Source organism: Puia sp. P3, from assembly GCF_050632245.1.
In the GTDB taxonomy this organism is placed as follows: domain Bacteria; phylum Bacteroidota; class Bacteroidia; order Chitinophagales; family Chitinophagaceae; genus Puia.
Genome location: NZ_CP192583.1, coordinates 4,681,114 through 4,702,990, shown reverse-complemented (window position 1 = coordinate 4,702,990; position 21,877 = coordinate 4,681,114). Strand labels below are relative to the sequence as shown.

General features: G+C 56.7%; 25 protein-coding genes and 2 pseudogenes. 21 read left to right on the top strand and 6 right to left on the bottom strand.

Translation table 11 applies throughout. From position 1 onward, the window contains the following. Positions 1 to 5: 5 nt before the first annotated feature. The 5 genes and pseudogenes from ACQ86N_RS29300 to ACQ86N_RS29280 all read right to left on the bottom strand — a co-directional run. A complete protein-coding gene (locus tag ACQ86N_RS29300) occupies positions 6 to 536 on the bottom strand; it encodes a hypothetical protein (RefSeq protein WP_431210133.1) in 531 nt (176 codons plus the stop codon). A gap of 52 nt (positions 537 to 588) precedes the next feature. Further along, positions 589 to 888, bottom strand: coding sequence for a hypothetical protein (locus ACQ86N_RS29295; RefSeq protein WP_431210132.1), 300 nt, complete (start codon positions 886 to 888; stop codon positions 589 to 591). Beyond that, positions 851 to 1,327 carry a TonB-dependent receptor domain-containing protein gene (locus tag ACQ86N_RS29290; RefSeq protein ID WP_431210131.1) on the bottom strand — a complete coding sequence of 159 codons (477 nt, stop codon included), beginning with the start codon at positions 1,325 to 1,327 and terminating at the stop codon, positions 851 to 853. The genes ACQ86N_RS29295 and ACQ86N_RS29290 overlap by 38 nt, the downstream gene beginning before the upstream one ends. A gap of 868 nt (positions 1,328 to 2,195) precedes the next feature. Beyond that, on the bottom strand, positions 2,196 to 3,143 hold the full coding sequence (locus tag ACQ86N_RS29285; protein WP_431210130.1) for a TonB-dependent receptor plug domain-containing protein: 948 nt from the start codon (positions 3,141 to 3,143) through the stop codon (positions 2,196 to 2,198). 263 nt (positions 3,144 to 3,406) lie between these two features. Further along, positions 3,407 to 3,805 (bottom strand): annotated as a pseudogene (locus ACQ86N_RS29280) (substrate-binding domain-containing protein); the annotation flags it as partial. A 28-nt stretch (positions 3,806 to 3,833) separates the two neighbouring features. On the opposite strand from ACQ86N_RS29280, the gene ACQ86N_RS29275 reads away from it, so the two are divergent. Continuing rightward, on the top strand, positions 3,834 to 3,962 hold the full coding sequence (locus ACQ86N_RS29275; protein ID WP_431210129.1) for a hypothetical protein: 129 nt from the start codon (positions 3,834 to 3,836) through the stop codon (positions 3,960 to 3,962). On the opposite strand, the gene ACQ86N_RS29270 is transcribed toward ACQ86N_RS29275, so the two are convergent. Beyond that, complete coding sequence (locus ACQ86N_RS29270) at positions 3,947 to 4,585, bottom strand: LacI family DNA-binding transcriptional regulator (RefSeq protein ID WP_431210128.1); 639 nt, start codon at positions 4,583 to 4,585, stop codon at positions 3,947 to 3,949. The two genes, ACQ86N_RS29275 and ACQ86N_RS29270, sit on opposite strands and share 16 nt — an antisense overlap. A 174-nt stretch (positions 4,586 to 4,759) precedes the next feature. Between ACQ86N_RS29270 and ACQ86N_RS29265 the strand changes: the two genes are divergently transcribed. From ACQ86N_RS29265 to ACQ86N_RS29170, 20 genes and pseudogenes are all read left to right on the top strand, one after another. Further along, a complete protein-coding gene (locus tag ACQ86N_RS29265; RefSeq protein WP_431210127.1) occupies positions 4,760 to 7,777 on the top strand; it encodes a SusC/RagA family TonB-linked outer membrane protein in 3,018 nt (1,005 codons plus the stop codon). A gap of 21 nt (positions 7,778 to 7,798) precedes the next feature. After that, a complete protein-coding gene (locus ACQ86N_RS29260) occupies positions 7,799 to 9,286 on the top strand; it encodes a RagB/SusD family nutrient uptake outer membrane protein (RefSeq protein WP_431210126.1) in 1,488 nt (495 codons plus the stop codon). Continuing rightward, positions 9,283 to 10,161, top strand: coding sequence for an alpha/beta hydrolase fold domain-containing protein (locus ACQ86N_RS29255; protein ID WP_431210125.1), 879 nt, complete (start codon positions 9,283 to 9,285; stop codon positions 10,159 to 10,161). Before ACQ86N_RS29260 ends, ACQ86N_RS29255 begins: the two co-directional genes overlap by 4 nt. Positions 10,162 to 10,173: 12 nt before the next feature. Further along, a complete protein-coding gene (locus tag ACQ86N_RS29250; RefSeq protein WP_431210124.1) occupies positions 10,174 to 10,539 on the top strand; it encodes a sugar-binding domain-containing protein in 366 nt (121 codons plus the stop codon). Beyond that, a complete protein-coding gene (locus ACQ86N_RS29245; protein WP_431210123.1) occupies positions 10,536 to 10,736 on the top strand; it encodes a hypothetical protein in 201 nt (66 codons plus the stop codon). The genes ACQ86N_RS29250 and ACQ86N_RS29245 overlap by 4 nt, the downstream gene beginning before the upstream one ends. Continuing rightward, on the top strand, positions 10,694 to 11,668 hold the full coding sequence (locus ACQ86N_RS29240) for a glycoside hydrolase family 2 TIM barrel-domain containing protein (protein WP_431210122.1): 975 nt from the start codon (positions 10,694 to 10,696) through the stop codon (positions 11,666 to 11,668). The genes ACQ86N_RS29245 and ACQ86N_RS29240 overlap by 43 nt, the downstream gene beginning before the upstream one ends. Further along, positions 11,628 to 12,113 (top strand): hypothetical protein, encoded by a 486-nt coding sequence (locus ACQ86N_RS29235; protein ID WP_431210121.1) that lies wholly within the window; start codon positions 11,628 to 11,630, stop codon positions 12,111 to 12,113. The genes ACQ86N_RS29240 and ACQ86N_RS29235 overlap by 41 nt, the downstream gene beginning before the upstream one ends. After that, positions 12,110 to 12,361 (top strand): FAD-dependent oxidoreductase, encoded by a 252-nt coding sequence (locus ACQ86N_RS29230; RefSeq protein WP_431210120.1) that lies wholly within the window; start codon positions 12,110 to 12,112, stop codon positions 12,359 to 12,361. The genes ACQ86N_RS29235 and ACQ86N_RS29230 overlap by 4 nt, the downstream gene beginning before the upstream one ends. A 62-nt stretch (positions 12,362 to 12,423) precedes the next feature. Next, positions 12,424 to 13,633, top strand: a pseudogene (locus ACQ86N_RS29225) (FAD-dependent oxidoreductase). Then, a complete protein-coding gene (locus ACQ86N_RS29220; protein WP_431218010.1) occupies positions 13,528 to 13,995 on the top strand; it encodes a hypothetical protein in 468 nt (155 codons plus the stop codon). The pseudogene ACQ86N_RS29225 and the gene ACQ86N_RS29220 overlap by 106 nt, the downstream one beginning before the upstream one ends. Then, complete coding sequence (locus tag ACQ86N_RS29215; RefSeq protein ID WP_431210119.1) at positions 13,904 to 14,380, top strand: hypothetical protein; 477 nt, start codon at positions 13,904 to 13,906, stop codon at positions 14,378 to 14,380. The genes ACQ86N_RS29220 and ACQ86N_RS29215 overlap by 92 nt, the downstream gene beginning before the upstream one ends. Continuing rightward, complete coding sequence (locus ACQ86N_RS29210; protein ID WP_431210118.1) at positions 14,373 to 14,705, top strand: hypothetical protein; 333 nt, start codon at positions 14,373 to 14,375, stop codon at positions 14,703 to 14,705. The genes ACQ86N_RS29215 and ACQ86N_RS29210 overlap by 8 nt, the downstream gene beginning before the upstream one ends. Further along, positions 14,696 to 15,718, top strand: coding sequence for a hypothetical protein (locus tag ACQ86N_RS29205; RefSeq protein ID WP_431210117.1), 1,023 nt, complete (start codon positions 14,696 to 14,698; stop codon positions 15,716 to 15,718). The genes ACQ86N_RS29210 and ACQ86N_RS29205 overlap by 10 nt, the downstream gene beginning before the upstream one ends. Continuing rightward, on the top strand, positions 15,703 to 16,305 hold the full coding sequence (locus ACQ86N_RS29200; RefSeq protein ID WP_431210116.1) for a hypothetical protein: 603 nt from the start codon (positions 15,703 to 15,705) through the stop codon (positions 16,303 to 16,305). Before ACQ86N_RS29205 ends, ACQ86N_RS29200 begins: the two co-directional genes overlap by 16 nt. Beyond that, positions 16,302 to 16,550, top strand: a complete 249-nt coding sequence (locus ACQ86N_RS29195) for a hypothetical protein (RefSeq protein WP_431210115.1) — start codon at positions 16,302 to 16,304, stop codon at positions 16,548 to 16,550. Before ACQ86N_RS29200 ends, ACQ86N_RS29195 begins: the two co-directional genes overlap by 4 nt. Positions 16,551 to 16,585: 35 nt before the next feature. Then, positions 16,586 to 16,756 carry a hypothetical protein gene (locus ACQ86N_RS29190; RefSeq protein WP_431210114.1) on the top strand — a complete coding sequence of 57 codons (171 nt, stop codon included), beginning with the start codon at positions 16,586 to 16,588 and terminating at the stop codon, positions 16,754 to 16,756. 258 nt (positions 16,757 to 17,014) lie between these two features. After that, positions 17,015 to 18,526 carry a sodium:solute symporter family transporter gene (locus ACQ86N_RS29185; protein ID WP_431210113.1) on the top strand — a complete coding sequence of 504 codons (1,512 nt, stop codon included), beginning with the start codon at positions 17,015 to 17,017 and terminating at the stop codon, positions 18,524 to 18,526. Between the two features lie 137 nt (positions 18,527 to 18,663). Further along, positions 18,664 to 18,951: a hypothetical protein gene (locus ACQ86N_RS29180; protein ID WP_431210112.1), complete on the top strand. Its 288-nt coding sequence runs from the start codon at positions 18,664 to 18,666 to the stop codon at positions 18,949 to 18,951. Positions 18,952 to 19,175: 224 nt separating this feature from the next. After that, positions 19,176 to 19,844: a TonB-dependent receptor plug domain-containing protein gene (locus ACQ86N_RS29175; RefSeq protein ID WP_431210111.1), complete on the top strand. Its 669-nt coding sequence runs from the start codon at positions 19,176 to 19,178 to the stop codon at positions 19,842 to 19,844. A gap of 262 nt (positions 19,845 to 20,106) precedes the next feature. Next, entirely contained in the window at positions 20,107 to 21,834 is a 1,728-nt protein-coding gene (locus tag ACQ86N_RS29170) for a hypothetical protein (RefSeq protein ID WP_431210110.1), read from the top strand. Positions 21,835 to 21,877 lie beyond the last annotated feature (43 nt).

The following is a 21,877-nucleotide window of genomic DNA, read 5'->3' as shown; positions in this document are numbered from 1 at the left end:
GTTTATTAAAAGTTCGCCTGGATACCTACCTGGTAGGCTTTTGGTTGCGGATAGACGGCTGCGTCGATACCGTTGGTCAGTGAGGACGTATTGATGGTCCGGTTGCCGACTTCGGGGTCGTATCCTGTGTATTTGGTAAAGGTCAGGACGTTTTGTGCCGAGACGTATAGTCTGACGCCTCTGATTACGCCCTTCGCCGTTGTCTGGAGCCATTTATCCGGAACGGTATAACCGATCATGACGTTTTTCAGGCGGAGGTAGGAACCGTCTTCCAGGAAGCGGTTGGAGGGGCGTGCGTTCTGGTTGGGGTCGGAGGATATGGCGCGGGGAACGTCGGTATTAGTATGGTCGGGGCGCCAGGCGTCCAGCACTCTTGTGCTCGCGTTGAAGAAGCGGACCATGCCTTCGGAGATCGTACGGGTGGCGTTGTAGATCTTGTTACCCTGTACGCCCTGGAAGAAGACCGAGGCGTCGAAGCCCTTATAGTTGGCGCCGAGGTTGAAGGCGTACGTGAATTTGGGGATAAATGATCCCAAAAAGACGCGGTCGTCGTTGGTGATCGTGTCGTCGCCGTTGATGTCCTTGAATTTAATGTCGCCGGGGGCGGCAGAGGCTTGTTTGGCGTGTTTTCTGCACGTCGGCGGCGCTCTGGAAGATGCCTTCCGTCTGCCAGCCGAAGAAGGATTGTATGGGGTGGCCCACGGCGGTGTTGGTGACCTTGTAGCCTTCGCTGAGGTCTGCGTCGTCGCCCGCCTCGATGTTGGGGACGGAGCCGGCCAGCCGGGTGACCTTGTTGGTGATAAAGGTGATATTGGCGCTGGCGTTCCATTTGAAGTCGCCGGTCCTTTTGTTATAACCTGCCTGGAGCTCGAAGCCGTTGTTGCTCATGGAACCTACGTTGACCGGTACGTTGCTGGTCAGGAAGCCGAGTGAGGGGGGCAGCGGAAAGCCGGAGGATCAGGTTGTCCGTCTTGCGCCGGAAGTATTCGGCGGAGACCGTGACCGAGTTGCCGAGCAGGCCGAGGTCGACCCCGAAGTTCAGCTGCTTGGTGGTTTCCCATTCGATGTTGGGGTTGGCGAGCGCCTGGATCGATGAGGCGGGGCCGCTGGTGAATACGTTCCCGAAGGGGTAATAGGCGCTGCTCGCGTTGACGACTTGCTGCCAGGGGTGTACGAGTTGGGAGGGACCGAGGTGATCAGGAAGCCGTTGAGACCGGTGAGGCCGTATCCTGCGCGCAGCTTCAACTCGGAGACGGTCGGTTGCGACTGCATGAACTTCTCCTGGTCGATGCGCCAGCCGACGCTTGCGGAGGGGAAGGTCGCCCATCTCTTATTGGGCGCCCAGATGGAGAGGCCGTCCCTGCGGATAGCGCCGCTGAGGAGATATTTGCCTTTATAGTCGTAGTTGAGGCGGCCGACGTAGGAGATAAGGTTACCCTCGTTCTTTAGCGTTTGAACGGAGACGTTGGACGCGTTGTTGAGTGTTTTGAGGTTGTTGGAGGCCTGGTAACCGCTGGCGTTCTCATTGCGCGTCTTTTGCTGGAGGTATTCGTAGACGCCGACGACGTTGATGTGGTGGTCGCCGAAGGTCTTGTCGAATGTCAGCTGTTGGGTATACACCTGGACGGTATTGACGGTGCGGTTGTTGGTGATCTTGGCCAGGATCGCGCTGCTGCCGGCGACGGTGCCGCTGTCGTTGAAGATGGGAAAGAAGCGGTAGTCGAGGCCGTTGGCGTAGTCGATGCCCACGGTGGAGCGGTACTTCAGCCACCGTGTAAAGGCGACCTCGGCGTAGGCCGTGCCGAGGATCTTGAGTGTATTCCTGTTACCCGGGTTATTTACTTTGGCGTTTTCGATCGGGTTGGTCGGGTCTCCCCCGTCGAGCACCGTGTTCACGCCTCTATAGCCGTCGGAGGTAGTGGGATCATAGACGGGCATGTGGGGCATCATGCGGATGACGTTGACCAGGTTGGTCCGGGAGCCGGCCTCGTTGTTGTCGTAGTCCTGGTCGCCGTTGGCGATGTAGAGGTTCTCGCCGAAGCTGAATGCTTTGGAGATGTTGTGTTCGGAGTTGAGCCGGAAATTAAAGCGTTTGTAGGCTACGGTCGGGGATGTCCCGGTCTGGTCGAAGTAGCCGAAGGACGCGTAGAATCGGGACATATCGTTGCCGCCGCTGAGGCCGATGTTGTGCTGGGTCATGACGCCAGTCTTAAAATAGGCGTCCTGCCAGTTGGTATTGGTCTGACCGTAGGTCTGCGTCGCGCCTTTGTATATGGGGGTGTTGACCCAGGGGGGAGCAGCCTATCGACGTTGCTGCCTCTATAGGCGATTGCATACTGCTGGAACTGTGCGGTGTTGAGGAGGCTGAGTCTTTTGGTTACGTTCTGGATGCCGACATAGGAGTCGATGGTGACTCTCATCTTGCCACCCCTTGTGCCTTTTTTGGTGGTGATTATGATGACACCGTTGGTGGCTCTCGAGCCGTAGATAGCTGCTGCGGAGGCGTCTTTTAGGACGTCGACGTTCTCGATGTCCCGGGTGTCGATGGTGGAAAGGTCACCGGTCGGTAGGCCGTCTATGACATACAGGGGATTTGCGGAATAGGAAATAGAGCTTACGCCCCGGATGCGGACGATGGGGTCGGTGCCGGGGCTACCGTTGTTGGTCACCTGCAGGCCGGGGACGCGTCCCTGGAGGGCCTGGGAAATGCTGGCAACAGGTAGTTCGCGGACCGTCTTGCTGTTGACGCTGGAGATGGCGCCGGTCACGTTGGCGCGTTTCTGTGTACCGTAGCCGATGACGATGACCTCTTCTACCGTGCTCAGATGCTGCTGGAGCTGGAGGTTGAGATAGGTGTCGGCTGAAGCGAGTTTCTGTGAGATCGACTGGAAACCTACCATGGAGATCTCGAGGACGTCGCCTGCTTTTGCGGAGATCGAGAATTCTCCCTGTGCGTTGGTGGAGGCTCCGCGTGACGCGCCTTTAATGGTCACGGATGCTCCGCTGAGAGGTGCGCCGTTGGCGTCAGAGACCTTGCCTTTGAAGGTGGTCTGGGCTAGTAAGGCGGATGAAAATAGCAGGCAAACGAGAAGGAATAGGCAGCCCTTTGCTCGTCGGGCGAGGCCTTGTTGGAAATTTCTCATAGACAAACAATTAGTGATTAGTTGAAAATGAAATCGGTTGAAATCGGTTAAATTCTTGCATGAATATAAAAAAATATCAATTCAACCGATTGCAATTTGTCGCTCCGGCAGGCTTAAAGTATCCCGTGGGGGCATGAGACGCGGTTTTGTTAATTATTGGTTAACAACCGATTAAGAAGAAGATTCGTCCTTTTGGGGTTGCTAAAATTTGCAAAAAAGTACAATTAAAGGATAAAAATGTATGTGCGGAAGATAAAAATGTATCAGCGGGTGGAGGGTCCTCCGGAACTACCGCGAACGATCAGCCGTGTCGTCAGTGTCCTTTCCTCGGTAGTGTAGTTGCCTGGTCCTTTTTCTACCTGTTCGAGGAGCATCTGCATGGCGATCCGTCCCATTTCGCCGACGGGCTGTTTGACTGTTGTGAGTTGCGGGTCGATGATGGAAGAGATGGGGTCGTCGCTGAATCCGACGAGGCCGAGTTCGGTGGGGACGCGGATGTCTCTTTCCCTTGCGTAGAGGAGCACCTGTATGGCGGCGGGGTCGTTGAGGCAGAAGATGGCGTCGGGGCGTTCGGGGAGGTCGAAGAGTTGTGCGGCGCTGTTGCGTGCGTTGAAGGGCTGCAGGTCGTAGGGTACGATGAGTTCTTCGAGGACTGGAAGGCCGTGGCGCCGGAGTGCGTCGCGGTAGCCGTTGAGGCGGTTCTGGCTGAGGGCGGAGGTTGGGCGGGCCGCCGATGTGGGCGATGCGGCGGTAGCCTTTTTCGATGAGGTGTTCGACGGCGGAGAATGCGCCTTCGTAGTCGTTTACGTAGACGCGTGAGGTGTCGATCGCTGTACAGACCCGGTTGAAGAAAACGACGGGTATGCCGTGGCGGCCGAATACGCGGAAGCTGGTCGAAGTCTTCGGTCTCGCGTGTCATGGAGATGAGGACGCCGTCGACGCGGCTGGCGAGTAGTGCGCGGGTATTGGCGATCTCGGTATCGACGGATTCCTGCGACTGGCAGATCATGACGGTATAACCGGCCGCGGAGGCGATCTCCTCGGGCACCGATGATCACGGTGGGGAAGAAGGAGTTCATGAATTCGGGAACGATAATGCCGATGGTAAAGGTCTTGCTGCGGACGAGGGATTTTGCGAGAAGGTTGGGCTGGTAGTCGAGCCGGCTGGCCATTTCGAGGACGGCGGCGCGGGTCTCTTCTCTTATATCCTTGTGGCCCTGGAGTGCCCGCGATACGGTGGACTTGGAGATGTTGAGCGCGCGGGCGATGTCGAGGATGGTCGCGCTGTGGTGGGACGTCGCGCCCACGGGGGTGTCGCTTTCCTGTTCGGAAGGCAATGAAAAATAGATGCGGCAGTCCTTGCAATAGTATCGCTGTTTGCCGTGCACGACACCGGACTTGGTGATCGCGTGCACTTCTCCACACTTAATACATCGGATCATACGGGTCAAATTTCAGGGATCACCTATCGGGAACGATTGCGGTATCGTTCCCGGTAGATTTGCTTGATTAAAAATCAGTTGCGCTGTTCGGGATGTACCATGAATGCCCTAAAATTACATCTGTATAACGCACGGTTGCAATTTCATTAATCAAAATCAAAACTAGCTTGCTGTATGAGTAAAAGATTGCTGGCTATCGCTCTGCTGCTATTCCTTCTCTCCGCGCTGCGGTCCTTTTCACAGGACCGGGCGCTCACCCTCCACGGTAGGGTCACCGACGACCATGGTAGTCCGCTGAACGGCGCCAGCGTGACGGTCAGGGGCACCGGTAACGGGGCATCGACCGATAGCAAAGGTGAATTTACCATAAAAAATCTGAGGTCCAACGCCGTACTGGTCATTTCCTTTCAGGGCTATAAAACAGCGACGGTCGACGTGCAGGGGCGCGGGTCGGTGGAGATCGCGCTGGAGACGGGGTCGCGTCAGCTGGATGATGTGGTGATCGTCGGATATGGCACCCAGCGGAGGGTCGCCACGACGGGTTCGATCGCGTCGGTCAAGCCGGGCGAGATCACTCAGACGCCGGTGACCAATGTCGCGCAGGGCATTCAGGCGCGGGTATCTGGCGTACAGGTGACGCAAAACTCGGCGGCCCCGGGCGGCAATATCAGCGTCCGGATCCGCGGGATCAACTCGATCAACGGGACGTCCGAGCCGTTGTACGTAGTGGACGGTCTTCAGATCTCGAACGGCGGGGGCGTCAACGACGTCAGTCCGCTGGCTTCGATCAACCCGGAGGATATCGAGTCGGTGGATATACTGAAGGACGCGAGTGCGACGGCTATTTATGGGGCGCGGGGGTCAAATGGGGTAGTGCTCATTACGACGAAGAGGGGTCGCAACGGTGAGAGCCGGGTGGCGTATAATGGCTATTATGGGCAGCAGAAGGTCACGAAGACGATCGGTATGATGAATGCGGCGCAGTTCGCAGACCTGGAGAACCAGACCTATAATAATCATCTTTTCCCCGACCCGGCGAGTCTGGGTAAGGGGACGGACTGGCAGAAGCTGATCTTCCGGCAGGCGCCGATGCAGAGTCACAATCTTTCCGTGTCGGGTGGTTCGGAGAAGACGCAGATGGCGATCTCCTTTAATTATTTCAACCAGGACGGGGTGATCATCAGCAATAATTTCAAGCGGTATTCGCTGCATGCGAATATCGATCACCGCGTGAATGACCGGATCAAGACAGGCGCGACCATTTTCGGGGTATACAATATCAACAATGCCATTCCAACGGGTAATACCAGTATGGATGCGGGTGTCGTGACGCAGAGTATCCTGGGCGCGGCGCTTGGTGCGCCGCCGACGCTGGCGCCCTATAAGAGCGACGGGTCGGTGTATCCGTTCGGCGACCAGTTCAACGGGGTGTACAGGGAAGAAGTGAATCCCATCGGTCTGTCGAGGGTGCTGAATCAGACGGCGCTGAAGCGGATGCTGGCGAATGTGTACGGCGAAGCGACGCTGGCGAAGGGGCTGACCTACCGGGCGTCGTTTAGCATCGACCAGCAGGCTACGCTGTTCGACTCGTATTCGCCTATTTCTATTCTGAACAGCAGTGATGTGAATGCGACGTCGGGGTCGGCCACGAAGACGAATACCAATTATACTTTGCTGCTGCACGAGAGTCAGGTGACGTATTCGCGGAAATTCAACGAGCACTCGCTGAAGCTGACGGGGGTGTTTGCGACGCAGGACGTGCTGCAGAATTCGAATTCGATCACGGCGCAGGGATTTCCCAACGATGCGACGCGGAACGAGGCGCTGCAGCTGGCGCAGAATTTCCATGCGTCGAGCAGCAGGAGCAAGGAGCGGCTGGACTCGTATATGGGCAGGGTCAACTATGGTTTCAGGGACAAGTATTTTCTGGATGTGGTAGCGCGTGTGGATGGGGACAGTAAGTTCGGTACGGATCACAAGTATGGTTTTTTTCCGGCTGCTTCGGCTGCGTGGAGGATCATCGAAGAGGGTTTTATGAAAGGGGTGGATTTTTTGAGTGATCTGAAGCTGAGGGGCAGCTATGGGCTGACGGGTAATGCGGGTGCTATCAGCCCCTATTATTCGCTGGCAACGGTGGGTTCGAACGGGAGCTATGAGTTCAATACCACGTACACTACGGGTATCAGTCCGAACGGGATCTCCAATCCTTCGCTGAAATGGGAGAGCTCGCTGCAGGCGGATATCGGTCTGGACGTTGGGCTGTTCAATAACCGGGTCAGTCTTGTGGCGGACGTGTATCACAAGAAGACGAAGAATCTTCTCTATGTAAAGGCGATGCCGATCTCGTCGGGGTATACGACCATCACGGGGAATTTTGCGAGTCTGGAGAATAAGGGTCTGGAGCTGGCAACGAATGTGAAGATCCTCGAGGGGCCCGTGAACTGGGATGTCTCGGCGAATATCAGCTGGAATCGCAACAAGGTGCTGGCGCTGGACGGCATTACCTCTGAAACCTTTGTCAACAGTTATTCGCTGCTGAAGGTAGGGCAGCCGCTGGGTGTGTTCAAGACCTATGTCTTTAACGGGCTTTATCAGACGGGGGAGACGGTGTTGCCGGGTTCGGGGAGTCAGACGGGTGGCGTGAAGGTGGCGGACCTGAACCATGACGGGCAGATCACGGCGGCGGACCAGCAGATAACGGGCAATCCCAATCCGTCTTATATCTTCGGATTTGCGACGAATCTGAAGTATAAGAAATTCGATCTGGGTGTGTTCTTTGCGGGTTCGCAGGGAAACAAGATCTACAATCTGAGCCGGTATACGTTCGAGAACCCGCTGGGGCACAGGAATGTATTTGCGGCGCTTGTAAACCGGTGGTCGCCGACGAATCCGAGCAATTCCTATATCATTCCGCTGCAGGGCGGCCGGTTGCCGGTGTCGGACCGTTTTGTCGAGGACGGCAGTTATATCCGGTGTAAGAATATCACGGTGGGGTATACGCTGCCGGCGATAAAGGGGATCCATAGTATCCGGCTGTATGCGAGTGTGAACAATGTTTTTGTGATTACGAAGTATAGCGGGTTCGATCCCGAGGTGAACAGCTATGGGAACTCCAATACGCAGATCGGTATTGATAATCTCGTGTATCCGGCTGCGCGGTCTTTCCTCGGCGGGTTACAGGTAAATTTTTAGGATCAAATCAAAACAAGCTCAATGAAAAAATATAGTATATATCCATTCGTGTTGTTGCTGTTATCTGCGGTGGGGTGCAGCAAACTGAAGGAGACGCCCTATTCGTCGATCTATACGGACAATTTCTATAAAACGGCTTCCGATGCGGAGGCGGCGCTGGTATCGGCTTACAGCCCGCTGGCGGATCTGGGCAGCGGCCCAGCGCTGACGCTGTGCGGCGATTTCAGTGCGGACCAGGTATATCCTCGTCCGGTGGTAGGGCGGAATACGCTGACGCTGTTCAACTATGACCCGAACTATACGACGCAGAAGAGTTACTCGAGGTTGTTCGAGTCGCCGCAGCAGATCTGGATCTCCTGTTATTCCGGGATCGAGAACGCCAACTGGGTCATATTGAAGGTACCGAGTACGACTATGGATGCGGGAAGGAAGGGGCAGATATTGGCGGAGGCGTATTTTCTGCGGGCGTTCTATCACTGGTTCCTGACGAAGAATTTCAATCAGGTGGTGGTGAAGACGGCGCCGAGTACGGATCTTAGCGTGGCGTTCGTGGGGAAGAGCCCTGCGGCGGATGTGTATAAACAAGTCTATAGCGATCTGGACAAGGCGATCGCGGGGTTGCCGGACTATAGTACGACGATCGTCAAGGGGCGGCCTTCGAAGCAGGTGGCGCAGGCGTTGTATGCGAAGGCGGCGCTTTATAACGGGGACTGGGCGACTGCGCTGGCTATGGCGCAGGCGGTGCTGGGTTCGGGGAAATATTCGCTGATGGCGAATGTGCTGGATGTCTATGACGTGAGCAAGAAGGACGCTGCGCGGGCGGAGAATATGTGGGCTTTCGAGTCGGACAGGACGACGCCGGGGCGGAGCGGTCAGATCATGGGGTTGTACGGGCCGAAGAACAGCGATGGTCCGGCGTACGGGAAGCAGACGTTCGGGAGCATTTTTGCGTACCCGGGGTTCTTTGCGTCGTTCGGTGCGACTGACAAGCGGAGGCAGCTGCTGGATACGCAGTATGTCAATAACTCGGGGCAGGTGGTTATTCAGAAAAATATCACGCCGATAACGCCGAATGGCGTGCTGGTGAAGAAGTATATGGATCCCAATTCGATCGGGGGCGCGAGTGCGTGTAATATTCCGATACTGCGGCTGGCGGATGTGTATCTGATCGCGGCGGAGGCGGAGGCGCGTCAGAATGGGGCTACGGCTACGGCGTATGGTTATATCAATACGGTTCGTGCGCGTGCGGGTCTGGCGGTGCTGACGGCGGGTCTGGGGAAGGATGCGTTTGTGGATTCGGTGCTGCAGGAGCGGAGCTGGGAGTTATTTGGCGAGGGGGACCGGTGGTATGATCTTACGCGTACGAATACTTATATGCAGGTGATCCCTGCGGCGGTGAATGACGTGTATCCGGCGAGGGCGCCTGCGGCGAAGCACCGGTATTTTCCGATACCGCAGGATGAGATCAATGCTAATCCGAAACTGACACAAAACGACGGCTGGCAATGAGAAGGATAATTTTTTTGTTTTTTTTGGGTGTTTTCATTCGGGTATCGGCGCAGGATACGCTGAGTCTGCCGGGGATGAAGGTAATGGCGGAGATCCGGTATGGGAGTGTGGATGTGAAGCAGAGTTTCGATCTGTATCTGCCGGCGAAGGTGGGTAAGGGCCGGGCGCCGCTGATGATCTGGATCCACGGCGGGGGATGGGGGATGGGGCGGAAGAATGAGATGGAGGTGGCGTATCTGGCGGCGCGCGGGTGGGCGATCGCGAGTATTGGCTATCGGTTCAGCCGTGATTCGGTGTTCCCGGCGCAGGTGCGGGACTGTAATGCGGCGATCCGGATGATCTGGAGAAATGCGGCGAAGTGGCGGCTGGATACTTCGCGGTTTGTGCTGGCGGGGGCTTCGGCGGGCGGTCATCTGGCGAGTCTGATCGCTATGAGCAATAATAATCAGATCCAGGATTTCGATGCGTGGCCATTATCGGATCATCCGGTATCATTCAGGGGGGTGATCAATTTTTACGGGCCGGCGGATTTTTATGCTTTTCATGGAGACGAGACGGGTTATAAGGTGGATTCGCCGACGTCATCGGTGTCGCTGTTATTGGGGGGACCGGCGCTGGGCCGGCCGAAGTGGGCGAAGTATGCGAGTCCTGTTAGCTATGTGGATGCGGGTGATCCGCCGGTGCTGATATTGCATGGGGACAGGGACCCGATCGTTCCGTTGTTTCTGGATCAGTTGTTTTACGGTGTGCTGCGGGAGGCGGGTGTGCGGTCGGAGCTGGTGGTCCTGGCGGGGGCGGGGCATGGGGGGCCTGCGTTTTCGGATAGCAGCAGCCAGCAAAAAGTCATTTCCTTTCTTGAATCTATATACACCTAATCAATCACGCTGATGTATAAATTATTGGTTTTTGTTTTGTTGTTGCCGGTGTTTTCTTTCGCGCAGCCGGCTATTTCGCTGGATGGGGACTGGACGTTTGCGATGGACCCGATGAAGCAGGGGGAGGATATGCAGTGGCCGAAGGCTGGGGCGCCGTATGAGCATTTTGATAAAGTAAAGGTGCCGCATTGTTTTTCGGTGGACCCGAGGTATGAGTTGTATACGGGGACGGCGTGGTATTTCAGAAAATTCACTGGTGTAGGCGGTGCGCGTCAGTGGTTGCATTTCGATGCTGTTTATTATCGTTCCAGAGTGTTTCTTAATGGAGAGCTGGTTGGGGAGCACGAGGGGGCTATACGCCTTTCGAGGTGGAGGTGACGGGGAAGGTAAAGGGTGAGAACTGGCTGGCGGTGGAGGTGGACAATAGCTGGGACACGACTACGCTGCCGGGAGCGAAGACGCGGGTGGCGTATCAGGGGGATAATATGGGTTTCTTTTTCCGTGGATCAATTATGGTGGTATTACGCGGCATGTGCGGCTGGTCAGCAGGCCGGAGGTGTATGTGCAGCGGATAAAGGTGGTGGCGGAGCCGGATCTTGTTCGGAGGAGTGCGAGGGTTCGGGTTTTGGCTTTGTTGTCGGGTGCGGGCGCCGTGGTGAATGCGTGTGTGTTCAGGGAAGGGCAGGCGCAGGCGGTGGGTTGTGTGTCGAAGAAGGGGGCTGTGGCGGGTGCGAATGGTTTCGATTTTACTGTCGCGGCGAAGGACTGCCGGTTCTGGGATCAGGACCATCCAAATATGTATAGAGTCGTAGTTCAGTTGGGAGCCGACACGTTGTCGGCGGCGTTTGGCATCCGCCAGATGCGGGTGCAGGGGACGAAGCTGCTGCTGAATGGAGAGGCGGTTCGATTTGGGGGTGCGAATCGACCGATCGACTATCCGGGGTTTGGGTCGATGGATCCGCCGGAGGTGATCGAGAAGGATCTTGGGTTGATGAAGAGCGGTGGGATGGAGTTGTCGCGGATCATACACTATCCTGTCAGCGACGAATTTTTGGACTGGGCGGATCGTCACGGGCTGATGATCATCGAGGAGGCGGGTAACTGGCAGATGACGCCGAAGCAGTTGTCCGACCCTGTGATGCGGAAGAAATTCGAGTCGCAGATGAGGGAGATGGTGGAGAGGGACTGGAATCATCCCTGTGTGGTGGCGTGGAGTGTGGGGAATGAATTCCAGTCGCAGACGGAGGAGGGGAAGAAGCTGGGTGGAGGATATGAGCCGGTATGTAAAGACTATGGATACGACGAGGCTGATCACGTTTGCGAGCATGATGGTGGCGAGGGATATTATAAAGAAGCCGGAGGACGAGGCTTCGCAGTATGTGGATTTTATCAGTTCGAATATGTATGGGGACTATCTGAAGCGGCTGCAGCATATTCATTCGGTGTATCCGGACAAGCCTGTATTTGTGAGCGAGTTTGGCATCCGGACGGATGGGGTGAAGGATGAGAGCGGGCGGGTGGCGCATCTGCGGGAGGCGATGGCTGCCTTCCGGCAGTGTTCGGAGTTTGTCATCGGGGCTAGTGTGTGGACGTTTAACGACTATCTGAGTCGTTTTCCAGGGACTAACCCCAATGGCTATCGTCCGTGGGGGCTGGTGGGGCCGGACAGGGAGCCGCGGGGGATGTATATCGCGTGGCAGGAGGAGTTCGCGCCGGCGACACTGGAGCCGGTGGATGGTGGGAAGGTGCGGGTGACGGCGAGGAAAGACTTTCCGTCGTATGTGTTGCGGGATTATAGTCTTCGTTGCGGCGGGGCGGTTGTGCCGGTGCCGGTGTTGAAGCCTGGGGAATCGAAGGAGATCGCGCTGCCGTCGGGCGGGGAGGTCGATCTGGTGAAGCCCGGAGGGTTTGTCATCCTGAAAAAATTATTCATCGTTAACCGGAAAACATGATCAGAGAATCCGAAAAAGGGGCCCGGGGCTTCGGGCAGGAGATAATATCGGCGGGGCTGGTGGTCACGGGCGGCGGTCTTTCCGGCGTGTGTTGTGCGATCACGGCGGCGCGGCAAGGGCTGAATGTCGTGCTGGTGCAGGACCGGAGTGTGCTGGGGGGAAATTCATCGAGCGAGGTAAGACTTTGGGTGCTGGGGGCGACTTCGCATATGGGTAATAATAACCGGTGGGCGCGCGAGGGGGTGTGATCGATGAGATCCTGGTGGAGAATACGTACCGGAATCCGGAAGGTAATCCGATCGTGTATGATATGATCTTGCTGGACAAGGTGGCGGCGGAACCTAAGATCCGGCTGTTGCTGAATACGGCGGTCTATGAGGTGGAGAAGGAGGGAGATGCGATCCGGTCGCTGAAGGCGTTCTGTCCGCAGAACCAGATGGAGTATTTGCTGCGGGCGCCGCTGTATTGTGATGCGTCGGGGGATGGCGTAGTAGGATTTTTGTCGGGGTCGCCGTTTCGGATGGGGGCGGAGTCGATCGATGAGTTTGGGGAAAAGTTCGCGCCTTCTGCGGACTATGGAGAGTTGCTGGGGCATTCGCTGTATTTCTATTCGAAGGATGCGGGGAGGCCGGTTCGCTTCGTGCCGCCGGCTTTTGCGCTGGAGGATATTACGAAGATCCCGCGGTGGCGGAGTTTCAATTCGAAGGAATACGGGTGCCGGCTGTGGTGGATCGAGTATGGCGGGCGGCTGGATACGGTGCGTGATACGGAGAAGATCAAGTGGGAGTTGTGGAAGATCGTTTATGGCGTATGGAATCATATCAAGAATTCGGGAGAATTTCCGGAGGCGGAGAATCTGACGCTGGAATGGGTGGGGATGATCCCGGGGAAGCGGGAGAGCCGGCGGTTCGAGGGCGATTATATCATGCGGCAGCAGGATATTGTGGAGCAGCGGCATTTTGAGGATGCGGTGGCGTTTGGAGGCTGGTCGATCGACCTGCATCCGTCGGACGGCGTGTTCAGCGAGAAGCCTGGGTGTAATCAGTGGCATAGCAAGGGGGTCTATCCGATACCTTACCGGAGTCTTTATAGCAGGAGTGTTTCAAATCTTTTTCGCGGGCCGGCCGATCAGTGTTTCTCATGTGGCGTTTGCGTCGACGCGGGTGATGGGGACGGGTGCATATGTGGGGCAGGCGGCGGGTATGGCGGCGGTGATTTGTAGCCGGTTTGGGGTCCTGCCGCGGGCGCTTTGCGATAGTGGAAAGATGACTGTGTTGCAGCGGGAGTTGCAGCGGGTGGGGCAGTATATTCCGGGGTTTGTGTTGAAGGACCCGGAGGATATGGTTTCGTCTGCGCGGCTGGAGGCGAGTAGTGAGCTGGTGCTGGAAGGGCTGCGGGGGAGATCCTGCGGCCGATGGTGTTGTCGCTGGCGCAGCTGTTGCCGCTGGGGTCGGGGCGGGTGCCGGTGTTCCGGTGTTCGGCCGTTGCGGCGGAGGACACGGAGCTGGAGGTGGAGCTGAGGACGAGCGGCAGGGCGGGAAATTTTACGCCTGATGTTTCGTTGGGGCGTCAGCGGGTGGGGTTGAGGGCGGGGCACAATGAACTCGAGCTGGATTTTGGTGTGGAAATGGCTGAGGCGGGATATGGGTTCTTTTGCATCTATAAGAATGAGGCGGTACAGTTGTACTATTCCCCGCAGCGGATAACAGGTATTTTGAGTGTGTTCAATCTGGTGAATGAGGCGGTGAGCAATTATGGGAAGCAGACGCCGCCGGAAGATATCGGGGTCGATGAGTTCGGAGTTCTGGTGTCCGCAGCGGCGGCCGGAGGGGCAGAATCTGGCTTTTTCTCTGGTGCCGGGGCTGCGGTGTTTTGGGGTTGAGAATATTAGGAATGGGATTGCGCGTCCGACGGTTGCGCCGAATGCGTGGGTAGCGGATCTGGCCGATGCGGCGCCGTGGCTGCGGATCGAATGGGATGGTCCGCGGGCGATCCGGAAGCTGGTGATCAAGTTCGATACCGATCTGGATCATCCGATGGAGTCGGTGCTGATGACGCATCCGGAATATGTGATGCCGTTCTGTGTACGCAATTACCGGATACTGGACGAAGAGGGAAAGGAGTTGTACCGGAAGGAGGGGAATTATCAGACCATTAATGTTATCGAATTTGAAAAACCTGTCACGACGCGGCGACTGACCATTGCTGTTGAGCATCCTTCGGCGGAGACGCCTGCGGCCGTGTTTGAAATACTTTGTTATGAATAGAATTCTTTTTGGGTTGGTGCTGGGTCTGCTGGTGGTTTGCGGGGCCAGGGCGGCGGATAGTCTGGAGTTGGGGAATGAGCGTGTGCGGGTGGTTTGGAAGCAGGTGGCGGGTGGGTGGATGCTTGGGCGGGTGCAGGTGAAGGTGGATGGACGGTGGAGGAGTTTTGGCCGGGCTTCGGGAGAGTATACGCTGCTGTATTCGGCGGAGAAGCCTTCTGTGGGGGCGGGGGAGGTGGTTAGGACGAATACGGGTGTGGTTTTTCCCGAGCCGGTGTACAAATATCAGACGAAGACCGGGAGCAGGCGATCGGTCCGGTGGCGATGAATGTGGCGGGGGAGGCGGTTTATTTTTATCCGCAGAAGGGTAGTGCCGAGGGTGCGGGGGTTAGGTTCGTAGCGGAGACGGCGGTGGCGAGTGTTGTTACGGAGTGGAGGTTGAGCGGAGATGATATTTTGGTTACCGAGCGGCTTGTTCCGCGCAAGGAAGGATATTTTTCGATGGCGAGTCCGAGTCTGGCGGTTGTTCCGGAGTCGGGTTTTTCGTGGGCGGTGGTGCCGGGGTATTGTCAGGGGAATGCGGTCAATCACGATCTGGTGACGGCGTACGGGTATGGGCAGGGTATACCGGACAGGCCGGTGGTGTTTCGGGACCGCTGTGCGTCGACCTTGTGTCCGATCGTTACAGACAGAGATGGTATTTCGATGGGGGTGATGCCGGAGCCGGGTGTTGGGAGAGATCCGTGGCGGGTCGATTCGAATACACACCAGGACTGGCAGGTGGGGTTGTCGGTTCGGGACCGGAAGAATGAACTGGCGCCGACGGTGTATCATCCGGTGCTGGGGGAAAGGGGGTCGTTGGCGCGGGTGGGCGAGGAGATGGTGTGGGGCTACCGGTATTGTATAGCCGGGGAGCCGTGGAGCGGCGTTTTGCGGCACGCGATCGAGGGGGTCTATCATTTTGGGGATTCGTTGTCGCTGCGGCGCAACCGGCAGTCCCTGACGAGGCGGGTGCAGCGGATGATGGATTATTTATCCGATACACGTACGGCGATGTGGCATGTGGAGGATGACCATGGCGTGTCGATTGGCGCGCAGTCTTATCTCGGCGGGGTGGTGGGTTCGCATGGGGATGCGATGAAGAACTCGGACTATGGGGCGATGTGGATGGTGGCGAACGTTAGCGGGAGGCGGTGGTTTCGGGATAGCGTGTTGCCGTACGCATTGAATTTTAAGCTGCAGCAGCAACAGCGTTCGCCCGGGTTTTTCCGGGGCGCGGCGATGGGGCAGTATTATCTGGCGAAGCAAAAGAGTTTTGTCGAAGAGTGGGGGATTTTATAGAGCCGATCAGTCTTACTTATTATACGCTGGTGGATATCGGGAATATCCTGTTGTTCGAGCCTGGGGATCGGCGGCTGCGGGAGCGGCTGCGGCTGGGGGCCGATCTTTTGTTGCGATGGCAGCGGGCGGATGGCAGCTGGGCGGTGGCTTATGACCGGCGTTCGCATCAGCCGTTGTTTACGGATCTGGAGGATCTGCGTCCGACCTTTTACGGGTTGCTGGTCGCCTGGCGGCTGTTGGGCGACGAGAAATACAAGGTGGGGGCGGAGAAGGGCGCGCGCTGGCTGGTGAAGCATAGTGTGGATTCGGGGCGGTTCCTGGGTGTATGCGGGGACTCGCGTTATGTGCCTGATTTTGCTACGGCGCAGACTTCGCAGGCTTTGCTGGATCTTTATGATCTGACGCAAGAGCGTGCATATCTGGACGCCGCCGTCCGGGCGGGGAAAATGTATATGGGTTCGGTCTATACGCAGCCGGTGGCTTCGCGGGTGGTAAAGTCGGTGAGTGGCCGGGCGAGGGAGGACTGGGAGATCAGTCAGTCGGGGCTGGGTTTCGAGCATGGGGGGTGCTGGGTTCGGCGAATGTGAACGGGCCGATCGCGTTGTGCAGTCATGCGGGGTTGTTTATCCGGCTGGCGGGGCTGACGCATGATGATTTGTTCGCGGAGATGGCGCGGGCGGCGGCGATCGGGAGGGACGGGTTTGTGGATTCGGCGACGAGTGTGGCTTCGTATTACTGGAATACGATGAACAGGGGGCGGGGCCTTATCCGCATCATGCGTGGTGGCAGATCGGGTGGATCACGGATTATCTGCTGGCGGAGGCGGAGTTGAGGTCGGGAGGGCGGGTGCGGTTTCCGCGCGGGTTCATGACGCCGAAGGTGGGGCCGCACGAGTCGGTGGGTTTTGCGCCGGGTGTGGTCGACGGGGTAGCGGCGAGACTGGTGATGGAGGCGGGGCTGGTGGAGGTGGATGATCCGGATGTGGAGGTAGTGACGGCGAGGTCTGTGGACGGGAGAAGGCTTTTTTGGTGTTTTTGAATGATATTGGGAAGGGGGGTGGAGACCGGTTACAGGGTGGAGGGTTTGGACAGGACTGTTCGTCTCGGGCCTTATGGTATAGAGGTTATTCCCGTTATTGTTCCAATTAAGAAGTAATTATGGCGCAGCTGGACTTTTTGTAATGATCGTTTTTGCCATCATGATATTCGTGATCGGGCTTGTATTTACGCGGGTGGGGAGCCGGAGCGGGCAGGCTTTTTTCGAGGCGGGGGTGAGACGCCGTGGTGGATCAACGGGTTGTCGCTGTTCATCAGCTATTTTTCCGCCGGGACTTTTGTGGTCTGGGGTTCGATCGCGTATAAGCAGGGGCTGGTGGCGAACTCGATACAGCTGACGATGGCGGTGAGCGGGGCGATCACGGCGCTGCTGATCGCGGGAAAGTGGCGGAGGACGGGGGCGAGGACGGCGGCTGAATTTATCGGAAGGCGTTTCAATACGGGCACGCAGCAGTTCTATACCTATCTGATCCTGTTGCTTTCTCTATTCAATACGGGGACGGTGTTGTATCCGGTGGGAAAGATGGCAAGCGTGGCCAGTCCTCTTTCGCAGAATGCGTGTATCATTATAATAGGACTGATCATTATCCTTTATACTGCGGCGGGCGGGCTCTGGGCGGTGCTGGTGACGGATGTGGTGCAGTTCGTGGTGCTGCTGGCGGCGGTGCTGATCGTGGTGCCGGCGGCGCTGAAGGAGGTGCACGGGTTCAAGGGGTTTGCCGGCGGGGCGCCGAAGGGGTTCTTTTCTTTCTTTTCCCAGGACTATACGCTGGGTTTTATGTTGGCATTTATAGGGTATCAGACGCTATACATCGGCGGCAACTGGAGTTATGTTCAGCGGTATACGAGTGTTTCGAACGAGCGGAATGCGCGGAAGGTAGCGTGGTTGTTCTCGGGGCTGTATCTGGTGAGTCCGCTGATCTGGATGCTGCCGCCGATGATCTATCGGGTGATCGATCCGAATCTGCATGGGCTGGGGGCGGAGAATGCGTATATGCTGCTGTGCGAGCGGGTGTTGCCGGCGGGGCTGATCGGGCTGGTGTTGTCGGGGATGATCTCGGCGACGTCGAGTAAGGCGAATACGACGATCAATCTGGCGGCGACCGTGTTTGCGAAGGATATTTATTTCCGGCTGGTGCGGCCGGGGGCGCCGGAAAAGGAGCAGATCCTGGTGGGGAGGCTTTTTACGCTGTTGTTTGGGGCGGGGACGATACTGGTGGCGATCTGGATACCTGCGGCGGGAGGGGTGGTGGAGGTGGTGCTGAGTATCGCTTCGATCGCGGGGAGTGCGTTGTTTGCGCCGATCATCTGGTCGTTGTATTCGCGGCGGCAGACGGCGACTTCGGTGGTAGTGGCGACGGCGGTGTCGCTGGGGGTAAATTTGTTCTTTAAGTTTTTTGCGCCTTTTGTGCTGGGGGTGCGGTTGAGCCGGACGCAGGAGACGGTGTCGGGGGTAGGGTTGCCGTTGCTGATATTGGTGGGGTTTGAGTTGTGGTATGCTTTTAGGGCTGCGGATGGGGTGCCGGCGGTGGCGATGGATAAGGGAGAGACTCCGGTGGTGATTGGGAGTCATGAGGAGTCGAGACGGCAGAACCGGTTTGGCGTTTCGGTGATCGCGTGGGCGATCGGGTTTACGGGGGTGGGGATACTGGTACTAGGTGTAATTGCCCATGGTCAGGGGGTGGTAGTTGGGGTGGGAGCGGGGATCGTGCTGGCGGGGTTGTATATCGGATCGTTAGTAAGGAAGATGTAGCCGGGGTTCCGGCGCTGGGGGAAGATGTAGAAGATGTATATTTGCGGCAGCTATGGCAAACAAAAAGAACTACGAAGAACTGGTGAAAAGCAATCCTGGGTCTGTTGTGTCCGAAATCGTGAAAGAAGCTGGTGGGTATGAAGGCGGTGGATGTTCAATTCGAGGAAGATGACGATATGGAATGGGCGATGGTCAAGGTATACCGGGAGGATGAGGACGAGGAAATGGCGATCCGGCTGCAGGCGGGGGATCAGTGGGTTCTTCAGTTCGGGTATTACGATCAGGACGATGAATTTATCGAACTGTCGCAGCCGTTGGGTGAGAAGGAGGTGGGGTTGATCCCCGCGGGGCTTCAGAAGGTGATGAAGAAGGTGCTGGCGAGTGAGGAGGGGTTGAGGGTGCCTGGAAATTTATTGGGGAGATAATATTATATATATAATACCTGAAAGCCTCCGGTCAGTCGCCGGGGGCTTTTGTTTTGGGGAGGGGATAGGTGGGTGGTTTCAGATGTACCCCCTATTTTATCATTTTGTCCCCCTATGGAAAGGGGGTTACACGGCATATTTGCATTTATTTAACAATAAATAGCTGCCGCTGTATGAAACAAATCAAACTACTGCTTCTAGTATGGTCCCTGCTATTCTTAAACATGGCGGTATCGGCCCAGTCGAGGGTGATTACCGGCAAGGTTACGGATTCCAAAACCGGGGAACCCATTTCCGGGGCCACCATTAAGGTCCTGAACTCGAAGATCGGAACCTCCGCTGATGACAAGGGGGTATTCAGGGTCGAGGTCCCTTCCAGTCTTTCCAAAGTTGTATTGTCTGTGAGCGGAGTAGGGTACACTGCGCTTGACGTCCCCGCGCAGGGGGAAAATCTCGTCGTCCGGCTGCATACGGAGAACAAGCAGCTGAACGATGTGGTCGTCGTCGGTTATGGAACGGCCAAAAAGGCTACGCTGACCGGCTCGGTCGCTTCCATCAAGGCCAAAGAGGTGGTGGAGTCTCCGGTGACCAATGTGACCAACGGTCTGGCGGGACGGCTGCCGGGTCTGGTGGCGGTCACCAGCAGCAGCGAGCCTGGCTCGGACGCCAGTAATCTGCGGATCCGGGGCAGCAACACCTTTAATGACAACAGCGTCCTGGTGGTGATCGACGGGGTGCCGGACCGGAGTCTGGAGCGTATCGACCCCTATAGTATCGAGAGCATTACCGTGCTGAAGGATGCCTCTGCTGCTATTTATGGTTCGAGGGCGGCCAATGGCGTTATCCTGGTGACGACCAAAAGGGGAAGTCGGGGAAGCCCGAGATCACGGTGAATGGCAATTATGGCTATAATCAGCCTACGAAGGTGCCGAAAATGGCGGATGCGCCGCTGTATGCTACGGCGCTGAACGAGATCGCCTATTACAATAACCCTTCCGGCGGGTTGAATCAGACCTATAGTGCGGCGCAGATACAGAAGTTCAGGGATGGGTCGGACCCGTTGCGATATCCGAATACGGACTGGTTCAAAACGGTGCTAAAGCCGAGGTCGGCCCAGGCCAATGCCAATGTAGCTATTTCGGGGGGACGGAGAATATGCGGTATTTTGTCAGTCTGGACTATAAGCACCAGGACGGGCAGTACCGGAACAGCGCGACTTATTACAACCAGTATGGGTTTACGTCCAATATCGACGGCAGGATCAGCAAGTATATCCATGTAGCTGTGGATCTGACGGGGCGTTTGCAGGATAAGCACTATCCTCAGAAGTCGGCGGGCACCATTTTCAACGACCTGGTGTCGGCCTATCCGACCTCGGTCGCGTGGTGGCCCAACGGCGATCCCGGTCCCGCGCGCGAGCACGGCGAAAATCCTGTGGTGATCTCGACGGGCGCGACGGGGTATAATAACGACAAATACTATGTCCTCAACTCGAATATGAAGCTGGATATCGATATTCCCTGGATAAAAGGGTTGACGTTCAACGGCAATCTGTCGTACGACCAGGGTTTCGATTTCACCAAGAATTTCTTTAAGCCCTGGCAACTGTATTCCTGGGACGGGACAACGGTCGACACCAAGGGTCAGCCGGTGCTTACTTCCAATGTTTTTGGCGCTGGGACGAACAATTCGCCCACCTTATACGAGTATTTCCGGAGCGATTATAATAAACTGGCTTACGGCCTGCTGAACTATTCGACGAATATCGCCGACGACCAGACATTGAAGGTCATGCTTGGGGCGCAGGTGTCGAAGGGGGATACGGAAAGCGTGAATGCTTACCGCGATCTGTTCGCTTCGACGGCGGTGCAGGAGATGTTCGCGGGTGCGACGGCCAATCAGGCGACGGGTGGTACGGGTAATGTGAATGCGAGGCTGAGCTATTTCGGAAGGGTCAATTATGCGTACGCCAATAAGTATCTGATCGAGTTCGTAGGAAGGTACGACGGCTCGTACATATTCGCGCCGAACCACCGGTTTGGCTTTTTCCCGGGTGTTACGGCGGGCTGGGTGGCTTCGGAGGAAAAATTCTGGAAGGAGAATGTGCGGTTCATGGACTATTTTAAATTGCGGGGATCGTGGGGGCGAACGGGTAATGACCGGGTGGCGGGATTTCAGTATCTGACCTCTTATTTGTTCGGGAGCGGCTATTATAATACTACGGGGCAGTACTATCCGTATGTGACGAACTCCAACGGATCGCAGGTCGAGCTGCAGACGGTGTATGAGAGCGTGATTGCGAACCCGAATATCACGTGGGAGGTCGCAAACCAGACGGATGTCGGATTTAACGCCAATTTCCTGGACAACAAGTTGTCGGTGGAGGGCGACTATTTCTATTATAAGCGAAGTAATATCCTGTGGCCTCAGAATGCGACTGTGCCTGCTTCGGCGGGGTTGACCCTGCCGAGTGTCAACTATGGGAAGGTGCAGAATCAGGGTTTCGATTTCAGCGTCGCGTATAGCAATGTGACGAGGAGTAAGTTCAGCTATTCCATCTCGTTCAACGGAAGCTATGCGCAGAACAAGGTGCTGCAGTGGGGTGAGGCGCCGGGCGCGCCGGTCTGGCAGCAAACGACGGGGCATCCGATGGGATCGGGCCTGTATTATCAGGCGGCTGGGTTGATCCATAATTCGAAGGACTCCGCGGACTATGCCAGCGGTTTCAAGTCGTGGGGGCTCAGTACGACTCCGGCGCCCGGGGACATCAAGTATACGGATATCGGGAAGAACGATACGATGGATTCGCGGCAGCAGAACGAGGATCTACAAGAGCAGTATCCCCACTTTTACTTTTGGGTCCTATATCAATCTGGGGTATAAGAATTTCGACCTCTCCGTTCTGTTCCAGGGGGCGACGGGAGCG